Annotated in this window: 19 protein-coding genes; 13 read left to right on the top strand and 6 right to left on the bottom strand. The window is 70.1% G+C overall.

Annotated features, from left to right (window positions below):
* Nucleotides 1–16 precede the first annotated feature (16 nt).
* Genes QM611_RS00795 through QM611_RS00785 form a run of 3 tightly spaced genes read left to right on the top strand, consistent with a single transcriptional unit; the run spans nt 17 to nt 1892 of the window.
* Entirely contained in the window at nt 17–580 is a 564-nt protein-coding gene (locus QM611_RS00795; protein WP_415077985.1) for an RpiB/LacA/LacB family sugar-phosphate isomerase, read from the top strand.
* A 51-nt stretch (nt 581–631) separates the two neighbouring features.
* A complete protein-coding gene (locus QM611_RS00790) occupies nt 632–925 on the top strand; it encodes a putative quinol monooxygenase (RefSeq protein WP_415077984.1) in 294 nt (97 codons plus the stop codon).
* A gap of 1 nt (nt 926) precedes the next feature.
* Nucleotides 927–1892, top strand: coding sequence for a fumarylacetoacetate hydrolase family protein (locus tag QM611_RS00785; protein ID WP_415077983.1), 966 nt, complete (start codon nt 927–929; stop codon nt 1890–1892).
* A 19-nt stretch (nt 1893–1911) separates the two neighbouring features.
* On the opposite strand, the gene QM611_RS00780 is transcribed toward QM611_RS00785, so the two are convergent.
* Nucleotides 1912–2832, bottom strand: a complete 921-nt coding sequence (locus QM611_RS00780) for a LysR family transcriptional regulator (protein ID WP_415077982.1) — start codon at nt 2830–2832, stop codon at nt 1912–1914.
* 137 nt (nt 2833–2969) lie between these two features.
* Between QM611_RS00780 and QM611_RS00775 the strand changes: the two genes are divergently transcribed.
* The 6 genes from QM611_RS00775 (at nt 2970) to QM611_RS00750 (ending at nt 10319) form a co-directional block, all read left to right on the top strand.
* On the top strand, nt 2970–3737 hold the full coding sequence (locus tag QM611_RS00775; protein WP_415077981.1) for an SDR family NAD(P)-dependent oxidoreductase: 768 nt from the start codon (nt 2970–2972) through the stop codon (nt 3735–3737).
* A gap of 34 nt (nt 3738–3771) precedes the next feature.
* The gene (locus tag QM611_RS00770) at nt 3772–5187 is read left to right on the top strand and encodes an FAD-binding oxidoreductase (protein ID WP_415077980.1); all 1416 of its coding nucleotides are present in this window, start codon (nt 3772–3774) and stop codon (nt 5185–5187) included.
* Between the two features lie 208 nt (nt 5188–5395).
* Entirely contained in the window at nt 5396–6532 is a 1137-nt protein-coding gene (locus QM611_RS00765) for a sugar ABC transporter substrate-binding protein (protein WP_415077978.1), read from the top strand.
* A 173-nt stretch (nt 6533–6705) separates the two neighbouring features.
* On the top strand, nt 6706–8313 hold the full coding sequence (locus tag QM611_RS00760) for a sugar ABC transporter ATP-binding protein (RefSeq protein ID WP_415077977.1): 1608 nt from the start codon (nt 6706–6708) through the stop codon (nt 8311–8313).
* Nucleotides 8310–9326, top strand: a complete 1017-nt coding sequence (locus tag QM611_RS00755) for an ABC transporter permease (RefSeq protein WP_415077976.1) — start codon at nt 8310–8312, stop codon at nt 9324–9326. Before QM611_RS00760 ends, QM611_RS00755 begins: the two co-directional genes overlap by 4 nt.
* Nucleotides 9327–9377: 51 nt before the next feature.
* Entirely contained in the window at nt 9378–10319 is a 942-nt protein-coding gene (locus QM611_RS00750; RefSeq protein WP_415077975.1) for a LysR family transcriptional regulator, read from the top strand.
* Between the two features lie 2 nt (nt 10320–10321).
* On the opposite strand, the gene pcaC is transcribed toward QM611_RS00750, so the two are convergent.
* From pcaC to pcaH, 5 genes are read right to left on the bottom strand one after another with little or no spacing between them, the layout of a single operon-like run.
* Nucleotides 10322–10738, bottom strand: coding sequence for a 4-carboxymuconolactone decarboxylase (gene pcaC / locus QM611_RS00745; protein ID WP_415077973.1), 417 nt, complete (start codon nt 10736–10738; stop codon nt 10322–10324).
* Complete coding sequence (locus tag QM611_RS00740) at nt 10735–11541, bottom strand: alpha/beta fold hydrolase (RefSeq protein WP_415077972.1); 807 nt, start codon at nt 11539–11541, stop codon at nt 10735–10737. The genes pcaC and QM611_RS00740 overlap by 4 nt, the downstream gene beginning before the upstream one ends.
* Nucleotides 11538–12905, bottom strand: a complete 1368-nt coding sequence (locus QM611_RS00735; protein ID WP_415077971.1) for a lyase family protein — start codon at nt 12903–12905, stop codon at nt 11538–11540. Before QM611_RS00735 ends, QM611_RS00740 begins: the two co-directional genes overlap by 4 nt.
* 9 nt (nt 12906–12914) lie before the next feature.
* Nucleotides 12915–13496 carry a protocatechuate 3,4-dioxygenase subunit alpha gene (gene pcaG, locus QM611_RS00730; RefSeq protein ID WP_415077969.1) on the bottom strand — a complete coding sequence of 194 codons (582 nt, stop codon included), beginning with the start codon at nt 13494–13496 and terminating at the stop codon, nt 12915–12917.
* A 1-nt stretch (nt 13497) separates the two neighbouring features.
* Nucleotides 13498–14352, bottom strand: a complete 855-nt coding sequence (gene pcaH / locus QM611_RS00725; RefSeq protein WP_415077968.1) for a protocatechuate 3,4-dioxygenase subunit beta — start codon at nt 14350–14352, stop codon at nt 13498–13500.
* Between the two features lie 112 nt (nt 14353–14464).
* Between pcaH and QM611_RS00720 the strand changes: the two genes are divergently transcribed.
* The 4 genes from QM611_RS00720 to QM611_RS00705 all read left to right on the top strand — a co-directional run.
* Nucleotides 14465–15211 carry an IclR family transcriptional regulator gene (locus tag QM611_RS00720; protein WP_415077967.1) on the top strand — a complete coding sequence of 249 codons (747 nt, stop codon included), beginning with the start codon at nt 14465–14467 and terminating at the stop codon, nt 15209–15211.
* The gene (locus QM611_RS00715; RefSeq protein ID WP_415077966.1) at nt 15208–16398 is read left to right on the top strand and encodes a 4-hydroxybenzoate 3-monooxygenase; all 1191 of its coding nucleotides are present in this window, start codon (nt 15208–15210) and stop codon (nt 16396–16398) included. The genes QM611_RS00720 and QM611_RS00715 overlap by 4 nt, the downstream gene beginning before the upstream one ends.
* Before the next feature lie 114 nt (nt 16399–16512).
* Nucleotides 16513–17358, top strand: coding sequence for a DUF4097 family beta strand repeat-containing protein (locus QM611_RS00710; protein ID WP_415077965.1), 846 nt, complete (start codon nt 16513–16515; stop codon nt 17356–17358).
* Nucleotides 17358–17784 (top strand): PadR family transcriptional regulator (locus QM611_RS00705; protein WP_415077964.1); only part of this gene is annotated, 427 nt, incomplete at its 3' end. The genes QM611_RS00710 and QM611_RS00705, both read left to right, overlap by 1 nt.

The raw sequence follows: 17784 nt of genomic DNA, 5'->3' as shown, positions 1-17784 counted from the left end.
AGAGAGGGGCCAACACATGACACGCATCCACTTCGCCGCGGACCACGGCGGCCACCGACTCGGGCGCGCACTGGCCAAGCGAGCCGACGCGAGCGGGTTCGACGTCGTCTGGCACGCCGCCGAAGACCCCGACCCCGGCGACGACTACCCGATCTACGCGGTGCGTGTCGGCCAAGCTGTCGTCGCCGACCAGGATGCCGGCGTCGACGCCTTCGGAGTGCTCGTGCTCGACGAGGCGGTGGCCGGCGTCGTCGCCGCGAACAAGGTGAACGGCGCCCGCGCGGCGACCACCACGTCGCCGCGCGCGGCGATGAACGCCCGCGCGGTCGTCGATGCGAACGTGCTCGTCGTCGAGGGAGTCGCCTACGAGGAGTCCGCGTGGCTGAACGTCTACGCCTTCGTCACCGCGGGAATGGAGCAGACGGTCGAGCGGGGACGGCAGATCCTCCAGATCGAGGAGTTCGAGAACGCCGGCACGATAGAGGGCTGGGCGGTGCAACTCGAGCCGGAGCAGATCCTGCTCGGCGGCGATGGCTGGCATCGACCGGGCGCGGTTCTGCGCGATCACCGGTCGTCGTAGCGTGAACGCGACGGGGGAGCATCCTGTCGACACTACGGAAAGGGAGCACCCATGGCATTCGTGTGCAGTGCGACGTGGATCGCCAAGCCCGGCGAGGAGGCGACCGTCCGCACCGCGCTGGAGCATCTGTCGCCGGCGTCGCGGACCGAGCCGGGCAACGTCTACTACCAGGCGTACCAGAGCCCGGACGAGCCGAACGTCTTCCGGATCTTCGAGGTGTACGCCGACGAGGAGGCGTTCACGGCGCACGGCCGCTCCCCGCACTTCGAGCAGTGGGCGCTCGGCACGGCGATCCCCGCCCTAGAGACCCGCCAGCGCGACTTCTACGAGACCCTGGACTTTTGACGTGGCGCGGTACGCGCGCTACCTCGGCCCGAACGGCATCGTCCACACCGCGCGGGTGCAGCACGACCGGCTGCATGACATCCCCGGAGACCCCGAGATCCTTGACCTGCTGAGCCTGCCAGAGGACGCCCGGCGCGACTTGGACGTGCGCGCCGGGCGCATGCAGAAGCTGTCGGTCGAGGACGCCTCGCTTGCCGTCCCCGTGCAGCCGCGAGCGATGCGCGACTTCCTCGTGTTCGAGGCCCACATCGCCGGCATGAAGAAGAGCGAGCCGGGCGACGGCGCCGTTCCGCCGGCGTGGTACGAAGCCCCCGCCTTCCTGTTCATGAACCCGTGGTCGGCTGTGCCCAGCGGCGCGGACATCCCGATGCCGCCGTTCACCCAGAAGCTCGACTTCGAGCTCGAGGTCGCGATGATCGTCAAGCACACGGTGCGCGACGTGGCCGTGGAGGACGCGGCCCAGCACATCGCCGGCTTCTGCATCCTCAACGACTGGAGCGCGCGCGACATCCAGGCCAACGAGATGCGGGTCGGGCTCGGCCCGTCGAAGGGCAAGGACTTCGCGAACACGCTCGGCCCGTGGCTGACCACACCCGACGAGTTGGAGAAGCACCGCGAAGGCGATCGCTTGGCGTTGGAGATGAGCGTGTCCGTCAACGGCGAGGTCGTCGGAACCGACAATCTGCGCAACATGTCGTGGTCGTTCGAGGAGATGCTCGTGCACGCGTCGCGCGACGCGTGGGTCGGAGCCGGCGACGTGCTGGCCACCGGAACCGCCTCGCAGGGGGCGCTGTCGGAACGGTGGGCGCGCACGGGCCAGCTCACGCCGCCGCCGTTGCGGCCCGGGGACGTCGTCACGATGACCGTCGAAGGCCTCGGCACGATCTCGAATCGGGTCGTGGAGTCGGCAAGCCCCGGCCACACGGTGCCCGCCGCACGGCGAACGTACGGCCCCGACCGGCTGTGAGCCGGCCATCGAGGCGCGCTCAGGCCTCGCCTTCTCGCTCTTCGGCGAGGGCCGCGACCAGCCGCTCGCGGAACCACGCATGAATCGGGTCCGCGTCGTGACTGGGGTGCCACCACAGCTGCAGCGCGATCTCGACCGACCCGAAGGGGGCCTCGACGCCGACCGTTCCGGTGAGCGGGCCCAGCCGGTCCGCGAGCGCGCGCGGCACGACAGCGACGAGATCCGTCCCCGCGACCACCGACGGAAGCGGGAGGAACGACGAGGTGGTGACACGCGGCTCGCGACGGTCGATCCCCAGCTCTCTGAGGCGGCGGTCCGCCGGGGTGAAATGCAACCGCCCGAACCGGGCCACCGCCTGCGGCAGCGCCACAAAGTCGTCGAACGAGAGCGTGCCGTCGGCGATCGCCGGGTTGCCGGCGTCCAACAGGCACACGTACTCGTCGGTGAGGAGCGGAAGCCGGGCCCCTTCGATCCCGATGCCGGGCACAGTCACGACGAAGTCGTGGGTCATCAGGTCGCGCTCGCTCTCCATCGGCCGCTCCGGCAGCGGCAGCAGGTCGACCTGGATGCCGGGGGCCTCCGCCAGCACCGATGCCAACGCGGCATGCAGCCGCATGATGCCGTAGTCGGTGAGCATGATCGACAGCGTGCGCAGGGCCGATGCGGGCTCGGGATCCGGCTCGTTCGTGAGCAAGCGCTCGATCAACGGGACAGTCGCCTGCACCTGCGGCAGCAGCACGCGCGCGAACGGCGTCAACTCGTAGTCACGGCCGACGCGCACGAGCAACTCGTCGTTGAACACCGCGCGCAGTCTCGACAACGCTGAGCTCATCGACGACTGGCCCAGCTGAACCCGCTGGCCGGCCCGCGTCACGTTGGCCTCCTCGAGGAGGGCGCGCAATTGGATGAGCAGATTCAGGTCGTAACCGGAGCCAGCCATATCGGCATGCTAGCGAGTGGCGCACTGAGCCGAAACGTGAGCCAATAGCTGGTATGCGCCACGGGCCGTTCACTCCGCGCCCCGGCTCTGTCTAGCGTGAAGGTGGCCGACCGGCGCGCTGCGGCAGGAGGACTGACATGGGACGGCTCGACGGCAAGGTGGCTCTCATCACCGGTATCGGCGGCGGCATGGGCCGCGCTGCGGCGCTGCGGTTCGCCGCGGAGGGAGCCCGAGTCGTCGGCTGCGACCTCTTGCCCGACGGTGCGGCGGAAACCGTGCGGCTCGTGCGCGAGGCCGGTGGACGCGCCGAGCACTTTGCGCCGGTCGAGTTGTCCGACGCCGGCGCTGCAGCCCGCTGGGTGGATGCCGCCGCTGAGGTCCACGGGGGATTCGACATCCTCTACAACAACGCGTCGAGTCCTCGGTTCGGCGCGGTGGACGAGCTCAGCGCCGAGGACTGGGACTTCGTGATCGACAACGAGCTGAACCTCGTCTTTTACACCACCCGGGCGGCGTGGCCGCACTTGAAGCGGCGCGGCGGGGGCGTCGTGCTCAACGTCGGCTCGATCGCCGGCACGCGCGGCGTGGAGTTCATGCCGCAGAACGCGCACGGCGCGGCGAAGGCCGGAGTCATCAACCTCACCCAGCAACTGGCGGTCGAAGGCGGGCCGCACGGCATTCGCGCCGTGTGCGTGAGCCCCGGCTTCACCGTGACCCCCTCGACCGCGTGGTTGGTCGACAGCGGGCCCCAGCCCTTCAAGGACAACATCGCGAGGATCCCGCTCGGGCGAGTGGGGCAGCCGGACGACATCGTGAACGCGGCGTTGTTCCTCGTCTCGGACGAGGCGTCGTGGATCACCGGGGTGAACCTCGTTGTCGATGGCGGAGGCTCGGTGCTCGGGTGACCGCCGAGCCGCAACCCACCCGAGGAGATCGACGGTGACTGTGAACCCACCGGCCTTCGACGGCCATCTGGTACTGCCCGGCGACCCGGAATGGGAGCATGCTCGCGTCGGCCGCGTCTTCAACGGCCGACGCCCCGATCGCCAGCCCGATGCGGTCCTCCTCGCGAACAGCGCCGAGGACGTGCGGCGCGGCGTGCTCTTCGCGAAAGCGAAGGGGTGGACCGTGGCGGTGCGCTCCGGGGGCCACTCGTGGGCGGCGTGGAGTGTGCGCGACGGCGGACTCCTGATCGATCTCGGAGCCCTCGCCGACCTCTCGTTCGACGAGCAGACGCACGTCGTCTCGGCCGGGCCGGCAGCCAAAGGCGGCGACGTGCTCTCGCCCTACCTCGAGGAGCGCGGCCGCTTCTTCAACGGCGGGCACTGCCCGACCGTCGGCATCGGCGGCTTCCTGCTGCAGGGCGGGCAAGGGTGGAATCAGCGCGGCTGGGGCTGGGCCGCAGAGTCGATCGTGGCTGTCGACGTCGTGACCGCCGACGGCGAGCTCGTCCGAGCGGATGCCGCCCACAACAGCGACCTCTACTGGGCCGCGCGCGGGGCGGGGCCGGCATTCCCCGGCATCGTCACCTGCTTCCATCTGCAGACGCGGCCGATGTTCGGCGCTCTCGCCCACACGGTCCACGGCTACGAGCTCGACGAGTTCACCGAGGTCATGACCTGGATGTACCGGACTCACCACCGCATCCCGGACAACGTCGAGATCGTGTGCGTCTCGGCGCCCGCCGACCTGCCGCAGGGCGGACGGCGGCGGCTCTTCCTCGTCACCGCGCTCGCGTTCGGCGACGACGACGTCCACGCTCGCGAGTCGCTCGCCGAGTTCAACACGTGCCCCGCGATCGGCCGCGCCGTGTTCGTGAAGGATGCCGCGCCGACGACTCTCGCGCAGCAGCGGGAGGATCAGGTGCGCAGCAACCCCGAGCATTGGCAATACATCTGCGACAACGCCTGGATCGAGGGTGACGACACCGCCGAGGGCGTCGCCGCGGTGGTCCGCGGCATCCGTCCCCTGTTCACGACCAATCCCACCGAGCGGGGCTTCGCGATCTGGATGAGCAACGCCCCTCGACGGGAGCTGCCCGACATGGCGTTCTCGCTGCACACCGACGCCTACGTCGCCGCCTACACGGTGTACGAGGATCCCGCCGACTACCGACGCAATCGCGACTGGGTGGCCGAGGTGTTCGCGCATGCCCAGCCGGTCACGGCCGGCCAGTACCTCGGCGACTCGGACTTCACCAGCAGGCAGCTGCGGTTCATGGCTGCGCAGAACTGGACGAGACTGCGTTCGATCATCGACGCCCGCGACCCCGAGGGCCGATTCCACCGCTACCTGGCCGCCGACCCGGCCACGCTCAATGTCAACCACTGGGAGCTGGAGTCGCGAACGCGCTGACCCGCGACCCCCGGCCTTCGACCGGCATATCGCCGACGACAATGCAAGGCATCGGACCAGCGACGTTCCGCGATAGCGCAGTTACTGGTGAGATGATGTCCGCTGGCACTGCGGCCAGCACCGAGAAGAGGCGAAGACGCCGCCGTCGCGACGTTGCCTCCCGACGCAGCAGGAGTGTCCCGTGAAGACAATCAGCAGAATTGGCATCGTGGCGATAGCCGCAACGATCGCCCTGACCCTCGGCGCGTGTTCCAACGGCGACACCGAGGACCCCGACGCCAGCCAGACCGCGGAGCTCAGCTCCGAGCGGCAAGCGGCGCTTGACGCTGCGTACGCGGGCGTGGGCGGCGACCTGTCCACGCTTGCGTCTGTGGAGGTCAGCAAGGACGAGTCGTTCTACGTCATCTCCTGTGGCGAGCAGGTGCCCAGTTGCCACCTGCCCGCGGCAGCGATGGTCGAGGCTGCCGAGACCGCGGGCTGGACCGCCGCGATCGCTGACGGCAATCTCAATGCGGGCGGCACCGGCTTCGGCGAGGCAATCAACCAGGCCGTCGCGGCCGGGGCCTCGGTGATCGTTCCGATCGGGTTCCCGTGCGTGGCGGCGCAGACCGCGTTCGCGGCGGCCGCCGACGCCGGGGTCGTCATCGTCGGCGGCGGCGGCGTGGACAACTGCGACCCGCCCGAGTGGGACTCGATTCGCTACTGGATGGAAGGCTTCGACGACGAGAAGGGGATCTGGGAACAGCAGGCGAAGCTGCAGGCCGACTACGCGTACGGCAAGATCGGCGACGACCTCAAGGCGGTCGTGCTCAACGCGACAGGCGGACCGTGGGGCCAGTACCTCGTCGACGGGTTCAGTGCCGAGCTCGAGGCGCTCGGCTTGGATCCGGACGAGGCGGTGGTGGAGACCATCGACGTCAGCGACCAGGAGAACGGCGACGGGTCTTACATTCAGAAGGTGCAGACCGCGCTGCTGAACCACCCCGAGGCCAACGCCCTCATCGTGCCGGTGGACGGCTGGCTCACCAACGGGCTGTCGCAAGCCATCGTGTCGTCCGACCTCGACGAGCAGTACCTGGTCATCGGCCGCAGCGGCGACGAGGCGGCGCTGGAGTTGATCCGCGCTGGCGACTCCGGTCTGGACGCGACGGTCGGCTACGCGTCCGAGTGGGGCGCCTGGGGCTCGATCGACACCGCGATCCGGGTGCGCGCCGGCGAGGACCCCGCCTACATCGGCGAGTCGATCCAGCTGATCGACGCCGACAACAACCTGCCCGACTCCGGCGACTACACCGGGGCGGTCGACTTCCGGGCGGCCTTCACCGCCGCTTGGGGAGTGAACTGACCTCACGCTGACGGGCGGGCTTCGGACTTCTCGTCCGGAGCCCGCCCGTCGGCGTGCCCGGCCGCAGCCCGTGCTGATGCCAGGCATCACCGCCCACGGGTTCCGGCGAGAGCCATCGCCGTGATTGCATCGAACCGTCCCACCCGTCGGGCCGCTTCGACGAAGGAGCCACCGTGACCAACGCGCAGACCACGCCAGAGCTGGCCCTGCATCTGCGCGGCGTGGACAAGCACTTCGGCGGCACCCGGGCGCTGCGCAAGGCGTCGCTGGCGGTGCGCGCGGGCACAGTGCACGCGTTGCTGGGCGGCAACGGCTCGGGCAAGAGCACGGCGATCAAGATCCTCGCCGGCGTGTACCCGGCTGACGGCGGAGAGGTCGACGTCTTCGGCGAGCACCACAGCCTGAGCGACTGGAGCGCGCACGCCGCGCAGGCCGCAGGGCTGCGGTTCGTGCACCAAGACCTGGGGCTGTTCGAGGAGCTGTCGATTGCCGAGAATTTCGCGCTCGACACCGGCTACCCGCTGTCGGCGACCGGGAGCATCCAATGGCGCCGGTTGCGCACCGACGTGGCCGAGGTGCTTGCCGAGTACGACCTCGACATCGACCCACGCCGGCCCGTGACCGACTTGCGTCCGTCCGATCGGACGCTGCTGGCCATCGCCCGCGCTCTGAGCATGAGCGACCGCAGCACTGGCGAGGGCTCGGCCGATCAGCCGCGGCGCATCCTCGTGCTCGACGAGCCCACCGCCTCGCTGGCCGCTGTCGAGTCAGCGCTCCTGCTGGAGAAGGTGCGTCGACTCGCCGACCGTGGCCAGACCGTCGTGATCGTCAGCCACCGACTGCAGGAAGTGCTCGACGTCGCGCACGACTTCACCGTGTTCCGCGACGGCGCCGTCGTCGACACCCTCGTCGACGCCTCGCCCACTGAAGACGAGCTGATCTCGCTGATGGCGGGCGGGCTGCAGGTCGTGCTGCGGCCCACCGGCGAGCGCTCACACTCCAGCGGCATCCCCACCCTGGAGGTTCGCGGACTGCGAGGCGGCCCGTTGCGCGACGTGAGCCTGACGGCCCACGGGGGAGAAATCGTCGGGATTGCCGGGCTGCAAGGCTCGGGCCGCAGCTCGCTTCTGCAGACTCTGTTCGGAGTGCACGCGCCCGCGGCGGGGCAGATCGTGCTCGACGGGCAACCATATCGGCCCGCCGGAGTGCCTGAGGCGATGGCGGCGGGGGTCGGGATGGTGCCCGAGAACCGGGTGCGCGAAGCCGCCTTCATGGACCTGCCGGTGCGCGACAACCTCGCTCTCGCGATGCTCGACTCGTACGGCACGCGCGGATGGATGCCACGGGAGCGAGAGCGCAGCGCAGCGGCAACGTTGATCTCCCGGTTCAGCGTCAAGGTGTCGGGCCCCGACGCTCTGTTCAGCTCGATGTCCGGCGGCAATCAGCAGAAGGTGGTGATCGCGCGGTGGCTGCAGCGCGATCCGCGGTTGCTGCTGCTCGACGAGCCGACCCAGGGAGTGGACGTCATGAGCCGCGCCGACATCTACGAGACGATCCGCGCCGCCGCCCGCGCGGGGTGCACTGTGCTGGTCGCCTCGAGCGACATGAGCGAGCTGCACGCGCTGTGCGACCGGGTGCTGGTCTTGGCCCGCGGACGAATCGTCGGCGAAGTGCTCGCGGGTGAGACAGACATCGACGGCCTCACCTCCCTGGTGCTTCGCGAGCCGGCCACCCGGCGCGCGATCTACGAGCCCGCACCCGAAAGGACGAAGACGTCATGAGCTCCACCGCCCCGCCGCCGGTCACCGAGACCGTCGTGGTCGTGACGAAGACGCCGCTGGCCACACGCATCCTCGAGAACTACGCGCTGCTGCTGATCGCCGTCGCCGTCGCGGTGTTCTTCGCCCTGTACCCGGGGACCAGCGAGCAGTTCCTGACCGTGCGCAGCCTCAACACCATTCTCACGAACATGCTCAGCGCGCTGATGATCGCGCTGGCCGCGCTGTTCCCCTTCATCGCCGGCTACATGGACTTCTCGGTGGGGGCGACGGCGGCGCTCACGTGCGTGTTCGCGGCACGCCTGATGGACACGACGGAGAAGGGCTTCGGGTGGCCGGTGTGGGCGGCGGTGCTCGTGCCTGTGCTCCTGGCGCCCCTCGTCGGGCTGGCGAACGGCTTCTTCGTGACGCGACTGCAGATGAATCCATTCGTCACCACCCTCGGCATGTCGCTGCTGCTGGCCGGCGTCGCCATCTTCTGGAGCGGCGGCCTGACCTTCTCGGGCGGTCTGATCAGCTCGTTCGCGACGACCAAGCTCGTCGGCCTCCCCGTGCCGGTCTTCGCCGTGCTGGGCGTGGCGTTGCTGGTCTGGTACGTGCTGACGCACACTCCGTTCGGCCGCTCGCTCTACGGCATGGGATCGAGCACCGCCTCAGCGCGCCTGGTCGGCATCCGCGTCGACCGCAACCTCTGGTGGGCGTTCGTGGTGGCGTCTCTGCTCGCCGCGCTGGGCGGCGTGCTGCAACTCGCTCAGGTCGGCAGCGCGACCGCCAGCGACGGCGGCGCCCTGTTGTTCAAGGCGATCACATTCGTCTTCCTGGGGGCGACGGCGATCACACCCGGGTTCTTCAACGTTTTCGGCACGATCATCGCGGCGATCCTGCTGTCGATCTCGGTGACCGGGCTGACCTTCGCCGGCTTCAGCGGCTGGACCACCAATGTCTTCAACGGCATCGCGCTGCTGACGGCGGTCGCGCTGTCCACGTATCTCGGACGGCGGCGGAAACGAGGTTAGCGGGCTGTAGACTGGGCGTCGCCCTTCTGGACGCCGATCGGATCCAACGCTGTGACCGATGCCCGCAAGCTCGACCTCAATCTCGTCGTCGTGCTCGAGGCGCTGTTGATCGAGCGGAATCTCACTCGTGCCGGCGAGCGCATCAACATGACGCAACCGGCGGTCAGTGGCGTGCTCGCGAGGCTGCGTGAATTGTTCGACGACCCGCTCCTGGTGCGCGAGGGGCGAGGGTTCGTCTTGACACCTCGGGCGCACGCCCTCGTGCCCGTCGTTGCCAAGTGCATGGCCGAGGTGCAGCGCACCTTCGATGTCGTGCCCGGCTTCGACCCCGCGACCAGCTCGCGGACGTTCCTGGTGGCGGCCAGCGACTACGCGCTGTCCGAGATCACCAGCCCCCTGCTGAACATTCTCGAGCGGGAAGCGCCGAACACCCGCGTCGAGTTCACGGGACTCGCGGTCGGCGCGACGGTCTCAGCCGTCGACCTGCTGCGCAGCGATGTCACGATCGCCGGGGCGGGGCGCGGCGTTCCGGGAAAGCGCGCCTCCCTGTTCAGCGACAGGTTCGTGTGCATCGCGGATGCCGCCAACCCGGCGCTGCAGGATGGCGAACTCGCCCTGGACGCGCTGCGGAGCCTCCGCCACGTGCGCTCGGTGTTCGGCCAGCAGACCTCGACGCACATCGACGACATGCTCGCCTCGGCCGACCTGCTCCCGCCGGTCGTGGCGACCGTCCAAGGCTTCCTTCCTGTCCCGTTCGCGATCGCCGGGACTCCGTGGGTGGGCTGGGTGCCGGAGCGCACCGCGGAACGCTACGCCGCCGCGCTCGGACTGATCATCGCGAAGACCCCTCTCGCGCCCAGCGTGCTCGTGGAAGCGGCGCACTGGCATCCGTCGAAAACCGACGACACCGCGCTCCAGTGGCTGCTGCAGAAGCTGCGGTCCGCCGCCGAGTACGTCGAGTTCGGCGACGACTCGGACATCGAGCGCGTCTGACGTCAGCTCGCGCTGTCGTTGCCGCCCTCGGCCAGCACGCCGGCGGCGATGCGGAAAGCCGTGTTCGCCGCCGGCACGCCGGCGTAGACCGCCGACTGCAGAATGACCTCTTCGAGCTCGCCGACTGTCAGGCCGTTGCGGAGGGCGGCGCGACAGTGCATCGCGAACTCCTCGTGATGGCCGAGCGCGATGAGCGAGGACAGCACGGCCACGGATCGGGAACGAGCATCCAGGCCTGGGCGCGACCACACGTCGCCCCATGCCACCCTGGTGATGAAGTCCTGGAACCCCGCTGTGAACTCGGTGGCGGTGGCGTTCGCGCGTTCGACATGGGCATCGCCGAGCACTCGGCGGCGCACCCGCATGCCCTGTGCGTAACGTTCCTGGTCGGTGAGGCCCTCTGCTGCAGAGCTGCTCATCCCGCCTCCTTCGTTGTTGGTGTGGGGCCGTCGGCGGCGGCGAAGAAGTCGAGGAGCACGGCGGCCACGGCATCCGGCTGCTCCGCGGGCGGGAGGTGGGCCGCGCCCGAAACCCGCACTGCGCGGCCGCGACGCACGCCGTCGGCGATCTCCCGCGCATTCTGCTCCGGGGCGACCGCATCGTGCTCGCCCCACACCGCTGCGACCGGGGCCTGGATGTCGCGCAGCCTGCCGCGCACGTCGTAGTCGGCGAGCGCCTCGCAGCAGCGGGCGTACGACGAATCGTCGGCGTCTCGCAAGATGTGCAGCAGCCGGCTGGACAACTCGGGCTCCCGCGCGACCCAGCCGGGGGCGAACCACCGCTGGGCAGAGGGGATGACGAGGCTCGGCGTGCCCTGGGCCCGGACCTTCGCGGCTCGTTCGTGCCACGCGTGCGGGTCGCCGAGCCGCGCGCCAGAGGCGACGATCGCGGCGGCGCGCACGAGATCGGAGTGGCGCAGCATCAACTCCAGACCGGTCGCGCCCCCGAGCGAGACGCCCGCGTAGAAGAGCGGGCCAACACCGAGGCCGCTGACGGCGTCCGCCACGGCATCCGCGAGCTCGGCGACGGTGAACCCGTCCGCGGCAGCGGGCGACTCCCCGTGGCCGGGAAGGTCCCAGGCCACCACGCGGTAGTGCCTCGCGAGAGCGGGGACGACCCGCTCCCACACAACGGTGGAGGTGCCCAGCGACGGACCGAGCAGCAGGATCGGGGCGTCGACGGGCCCCACCGGAGACGTGGCGGCCACCGCCGGAACGGTCACGAGAGGTTCTCTCCGGCGGCGGGCCCACCGAGCGACGCGGTCACGGCCTCATCGACGAGCTGACCGGCCAGGCCCGTGTACCCGGCGGGATCCAACAGCGCGTCCACGTCGACCGCCTCCGGCAGCGCGCGCAGCAGCGCGGCAAGCTCGGCTCTGCCCGACGCCGAGGCGATCAGTTCGCGCGCGCGCTCGCCGCCGATCAGTGGCGCGAGAGCTATCGACAGCCGCTCGGACACGATGCGTGCGTCGGTGAGCCCGAGGTTGCGGCTCACCGCGGCCTTCTGCACGCGCAGCCCCTCGGCCATGAGCGTCGTGGATCTGGTCGCTCCCAGCGCAAGGCGCAGCAGCGCGCGAAGCGCCGGCCATTCCGCGTGCCACGCGCCATCCGGCCGTTCGTCCCCGGCGAGCGCTGCGGCCGTGTGCAGGGTCGCGCCGAGGTGCGGCGCGCGCAACGCGGCGGAGCGGATCAGCACCGACGCCGCGGGGTTCTGCTTCTGCGGCATTGCCGACGAGCCGCCTCCTGCGGCCTCGAGCAGCTCGGCGATCTCGGTGCGGCCCAGCGTGGCGGTGTCGGTCGCCATCACGCCCACGGCGTCGACCGTCTGCACGAGCGCGTCCGCCAGCTCGGTGACCGGCCACCTCGTGGTGTGCCACGGCGCGTCCGGAACCGCGAGCCCCAGTTCGACGGCGAACGCAGCGGGGACCTGAGCGGCGATCTCCGAGCCGGCGATCTCGACGAACGCGGCGAGGGTGCCTCCGGCCCCGCCCAGCTGGGCGGGCAGAGTGAGCCGCGCGAGCCTCTCGTCTGCGCGCGCCACGCCTCTCAGCCACGCGGCCACCCGCAGCCCGACCGTCGTGGGCACGGCGTGCTGCGTCAGCGTGCGAGCAGCCGCCACGGTGTCGCGGTGCGCGCCGGCCAGGGCGCGCAAGGCGGCTGACAGTGTGCCGAGGTGCTCGCGAATCTCCGCCACCGCACGCGCCGCCGTGAGCATCAACGCGGTGTCGAGAATGTCCTGGCTGGTGGCCCCGCGATGGATCCACGCTTTCGCCGGGTCTTCGAATCGGGCTCTGAGCGCGTCGACCAGGGGGATCACCGGGTTTCCGCCGGCGACGGCATCCGCCGCCAGCCGGCCGATGTCCACACCGTGGCCGCGGGCCGGAGCGCCCGGGCCCGCCCACCCGAGCACGTCGGCGATCTCGTCGACGGCGCGCGCCGGCGCGACGCCCAGGCGGCCCCAGGCACGCGCGAGGGCGACCTCGGCGGCGACCAGGGCGTCGACCACGGCGGCGTCGGAGACGATCGCGTCCGATCCGACGGCCACCGGCTCGAGCAAGCCTTCGTCGATGATGCCGGTCTCTGGCACGGGAGTCTCCTAGAAGCTGATGAACACCGTCTGGTTCTCGCCCTGCAGCCGGATGTCGTGGCGCAGGCCTCCGTCCGGCAGCCGCTTCGCGATGAGCGTAGCGCGCTCGTCGGGAGACAGCGACGAAAGGAACGGGTCGGCATCGAGCCTGGATTGGTCCTCGGGCAGGTAGATGCGCGTGTGCAGCTTGTTCGGCAGCCCGCGTGCGTACACGATCGCCGCGAAGAACGGGGGCTTGCCTGGCGCGTCGGAGCCGGGGTTCCTGGTCCAGAAGTGCCACCGCCCCTCGTCGGTCGTGAAGGCTCGACCGAACCCCGTGAACGTGTGGTCGTCGCGGTGCAGCGTGCCGCGGGATCGCGGCACGGCGCCGTCGGAGTCAAGCTGCCAGATCTCGATCATCGAGTCCGGAATCGGTGCGCCGTCGCCCTGGAGCACGCGGCCCGCGAGCACGATCGCCTGCGGGCTGTGCGGGAAGACGATCTGGTTCATCTTATCGAACCGGGTGCCGAAGGAGAAGAACGGGCCCACGGTCTGGCCGGCGGTCGGCTCGTGGGTTCGGGCGCCCCACGACTCGGGCGGCTGCGCAGCCACGTCAGTGCTCTTCCTCTTCGAACCACGTCGCGTCGGGGCCATCCACGACGATGTCCCAGCGGTACCCCATCGAGAACTCGGGCACCGTCGCGTCGTGGTCGTAGCGCGCGATCAAGGCGTCGCGGTCCCGCTGCCGCCGGATGGTGTTGTAGATGGGGTCGAGCGGGAACAGCGGGTCGCCCGGAAAGTACATCTGCGTCACGATGCGCTGGGTGAACCCCGTGCCGAACACCGAGAAGTGGATGTGCGCGGGGCGCCACGCGTTGGCGTGGTTCTTCCACGGGTACGGGCCTGGCTTGATCGTGGTGAACCTGTACTCTCCGGCATCGTTCGTGACGGTGCGGCCGGCCCCCGTGAAGTTGGGGTCGAGCGGGGCGGGATGCTGGTCGCGCTGGTGAATGTAGCGCCCGCCGGCGTTGGCCTGCCAGATCTCCACAAGCTGGTTGCGCAGCGGACGGCCCCACGAGTCGAGCACACGGCCTTCCACGGTGATGCGCTCGCCCTGAGGCTCGCCCCTGTGCTGCAGCGTGAGGTCTGACTCGATGAGCGCGACATCGCGCTGACCGTATGCGGGAGACCACAGCTCGATCGTCTCGGGGTCGACCAGGCGGGGATTCTTCGTGGGGTGGCGGAGGATGCTGGAGCGGTACGGCGGGAAGTCGTACAACGTCGACGGGACACTCTCGCCGGCGGCCTCTCGCTCGGCCGCCGCAACGTGCAGCTGGACGATCTCGTCTGTGATCTGGCTCTGCGGGGGCATGTCGGCGGAGGCGAGCAGCGTCTCGGGCGCTGCCGCGGCCGCCTCGATCACTACCGACGACGAGAAGACCTCGTCGTCCAGCTGTCGTGCGCTCATGGGTCTCCTTCGACGCCCGGGGCTTGCTGGTATCGTGCCTCGGCGGCCGCTGCTTCGGGTGAAAACTCCCGAACAATGGGAATGAATGTCAAAAGGCTGGGATGATGGGCCGGTGGCAAACTCCCCCTCTGGCGACTCGATGACCGAACGCCTCGTCCGGGTGCTGGAGACGTTCACCCCCGCGCGCACCGCGCAGACCGCCGCGGAGATCGGCCGACGATCCGGCATCCCGAGCTCGACCGCGCATCGGATCGTCGGCGAGCTGGTCGATGCCGGACTGCTCGAGCGCGACGCGCAGCACCGGGTTCGCGTGGGGATGCGACTGTGGGAGCTTGCCACGCGCTCATCACGTGCGTTGCGCTTGCGGCAGGCAGCGCTGCCGTTCATGGAGCGTGTGCAGTCGCGTGTGCGCGAGCACACCCAGCTGGCGATCCTCGAACAAGACGAAGCGCTGTTCATCGAGCAGCTCAGCGGCTCAGCGGCCGGCTCGAACGCCACGCGGGTCGCCGGGCGCCTGCCGCTTCACGCCTCCAGCTCCGGTCTCGTCCTGCTCGCCTTCGGCGGACCAGACCTGCAGCAGCGCGTCCTGGGCGGTCCGCTCGCGCGTCGCACGGCCGCGACGATCGTCGACCCGGACGCATTGCGCCGCAAGCTTGCCGAGATTCGCACCCTGGGACATGCCATCGCGCCGGGCTACATCGCCGATGTCTCGACGGGAGTGGCTGTGCCGGTCCACGACGAGACCGGAGCCGTGATCGCGGCGCTGTCTGTCGTGCTTCCGCACGGCGCCCAGACCGAGCCCGCCCTCGTCGAGCTCCTGCGGGCGGCCCGCGACATCGAACGGGAGCGCGGCCTGTGACACGCGCCATCCGCACCCGCGTCGCGATCGTCGGCGGCGGCCCCGCGGGGCTGCTGCTGTCGCATCTGCTCGGCGAGGCGGGCATCGAGTCGGTCGTGATCGACCGGCGCTCGCGCGAGCACATCGAGACGACGGTGCGCGCGGGGATCCTCGAGCAGGGCACCGTCGAGGTGCTCGACCGGCTCGGCGAGCACAGCAGGGCACGCACGACGGGGCTTCGTCACGACGGCATCGAGGTGCACTTCGCCGAAGAAGCGCACCGCATCCCCTTCCAGGATCTCGTCGGGCGGTCGGTGTGGCTCTACCCGCAGCATGAGGCGCTCAAGGACCTCATCGCAGCGCGGCTCGCCGCCGGCCAGGACATTCGATTCGGGATGACGGCGGAGCACGTGGCGGACGCGACGTCGGACCGCCCCCGCGTGGTCGCCACCGACGCCCGCGGAGCGACGTTCGAGATCGACGCGGAGTTCGTCGTGGGCGCCGACGGCTCGCGATCGGTCACGCGCGGCGCGGTGGCCGGCTCGCGCTCCGGGCCGCACGCCGACGGTTGCTTCCACGAGTACCCGTTCGCGTGGTTCGGCATCCTGTGCGAAGCGCCGCCCAGCGCCGACGAGCTCGTCTACAGCAGCTCGCCCGGCGGGTTCGCGCTCATCAGCCAGCGCAGCGCCACGGTGCAGCGGATGTATTTCCAGTGCGCGCCGGATGACGACGCCAGCGCCTACAGCGAAGCACAGCTGTGGGACATCCTCCAGCAACGGGTGCCGGGCGTCGCGCTCAAAGAGGGTCCGATCTTCCAGCGCGACATCCTGCGATTCCGCAGCTTCGTCGCCCGGGACCTGCTTCGCGGCCGCGTCGCGCTGATCGGCGATGCGGCTCACACTGTTCCGCCCACGGGCGCCAAGGGCATGAATCTCGCCGTGGCGGACGCGCTGGTGCTGGCGGACGCGCTGGGGGCGCTCCTGCTCGAGCGCGACGCGCGCCCGCTCGCAGCCTTCCCCGAGACGGCGTTGCGGCGCATTTGGCGTGCCCAGCACTTCTCGTGGTGGATGACCAACATGCTGCACACCGCCGCTGACGCGTCGGAGTTCGATCGACACCGCCAAGTGGGCGAGCTGCGTGGCGTCGTCGGCTCCCGTGCCGGCAGCGCCTACCTCGCCGAGGCGTACACGGGGTGGCCCTTGCCCTGAGCGCGCCACGTTTCGCCTCCGAGCCCCACCCCTGCGTCCGCTCACGATATATCGTGTTATTCTCATAAACGCGATATATCTTGATATCGGACGCAACCAGAGGAGCAACAACCCATGACTCTCGAGAAGTGGCTCATCCACCCGGGCGAAACCCGCGTGATCGACATCGAGCGCGTGCGCAAGCTCAAAATCGGGCTCGTCGGCGGCCAGGTCGACGTCGTCGCCCACGACGAGCCCGGCGCTCGCATCGAGGTGCACGGCGTCACTGTCAAAGACCTCCGCATCGAGGTGACCGGCGACCTCGTCGAGATCGACCACCCCCAGCTGCGCTGGGACAACTTCCTCGAGGTCTTCCGCAACTTCGGCGCGGGCGGCCCCAAGGCCGAGATCAGCGTTGCCGTCCCCCGCGACGCCGCGCTCACCCTCGGCGTCGTGAGCGCGAGCGCCCTTGTCTCGGGCCTGCGCACCGACGCGAAGCTCAATACGGTGTCGGGCGACATCATCGTCGACGGCCTCACCGGCGACCTGTCGGTCAACGCGGTGTCGGGCGACGTGCAGATCCGCGAGCTCGTCGGCACGCTCAACGCCAACAGCGTCTCGGGCGACGTCGCCGCGACCGGGAGGCTGCAGAAGGCGACGATCGACACGGTGTCGGGAGGGATGCTGGTGGACTCCAGCGGCGACACGCACCAGGTCAACCTCAACACCGTCGGCGGCAACTCCACGATCCGCCTCGACGAGGGCCTGCCGGCCAACTACGTGGTGCGCAGCGTGAGCGGCCGCGTGCAGGTCGACGGCGTGGTGCGGTCGGGCCAGAATGGGCCCACGACGAGCTACAGCGGATCGACCGGCGAGCTCAGCGGCTCGTTCGCCGACGTGCGCGCCAACTCCGTCTCCGGCGACATCACCGTGCTGCGGCGGGCCGCGGCATCCACTCCCGTCGACGAGGAGGCGCAGTGATGGCTCCCGTCTTCTCGCACGGCGACCTGCGCCTATACCTGCTGAGCCTGCTCGACGAGGGGCCGCGGCACGGGTACGACATCATGCAGGCGCTCTCCGACCGCACCGGCGGCACGTACACGCCGAGCGCCGGCACGATCTACCCGCGGCTCGCGAAGCTCGAGGACGAGGGCCTGGTCACCAAGTCGGTCGACGGCCGCAAGACCGTCTACGAGATCACCGACGCCGGCCGCGCCGAAGTGCGCGCGCGGGCGGGCGACCTCGAGGGAATCGAGGCCGACCTCGCCGACAGCGTGCGGCTCATCGCCGACGAGGTGCGCGGCAGCGTGCGCGCGGCGATGCGGAGCCTGCGCGCCGACCTGGCCGCGGCAGCGCGCGAGGAGCGGGATGCCGGCGCGTCGGCGCGACCGTCGGGCCCGGCAGGCG

This window comes from Microbacterium sp. (assembly GCF_047606685.1).
Classification (GTDB): domain Bacteria; phylum Actinomycetota; class Actinomycetes; order Actinomycetales; family Microbacteriaceae; genus Microbacterium.
This window is presented reverse-complemented; position numbering and strand designations above follow the sequence as displayed.

Coding starts and splice junctions, on each gene's coding strand:
- QM611_RS00790 (WP_415077984.1), top strand. CDS start 632: ATGGCATTCGTGTGCAGTGCGACGTGGATCGCCAAGCCCGGCGAGGAG.
- QM611_RS00710 (WP_415077965.1), top strand. CDS start 16,513: ATGACTCTCGAGAAGTGGCTCATCCACCCGGGCGAAACCCGCGTGATC.
- QM611_RS00795 (WP_415077985.1), top strand. CDS start 17: ATGACACGCATCCACTTCGCCGCGGACCACGGCGGCCACCGACTCGGG.
- QM611_RS00775 (WP_415077981.1), top strand. CDS start 2,970: ATGGGACGGCTCGACGGCAAGGTGGCTCTCATCACCGGTATCGGCGGC.
- pcaH (WP_415077968.1), bottom strand. CDS start 14,352: ATGAGCGCACGACAGCTGGACGACGAGGTCTTCTCGTCGTCGGTAGTG.
- QM611_RS00780 (WP_415077982.1), bottom strand. CDS start 2,832: ATGGCTGGCTCCGGTTACGACCTGAATCTGCTCATCCAATTGCGCGCC.
- QM611_RS00755 (WP_415077976.1), top strand. CDS start 8,310: ATGAGCTCCACCGCCCCGCCGCCGGTCACCGAGACCGTCGTGGTCGTG.
- pcaC (WP_415077973.1), bottom strand. CDS start 10,738: ATGAGCAGCTCTGCAGCAGAGGGCCTCACCGACCAGGAACGTTACGCA.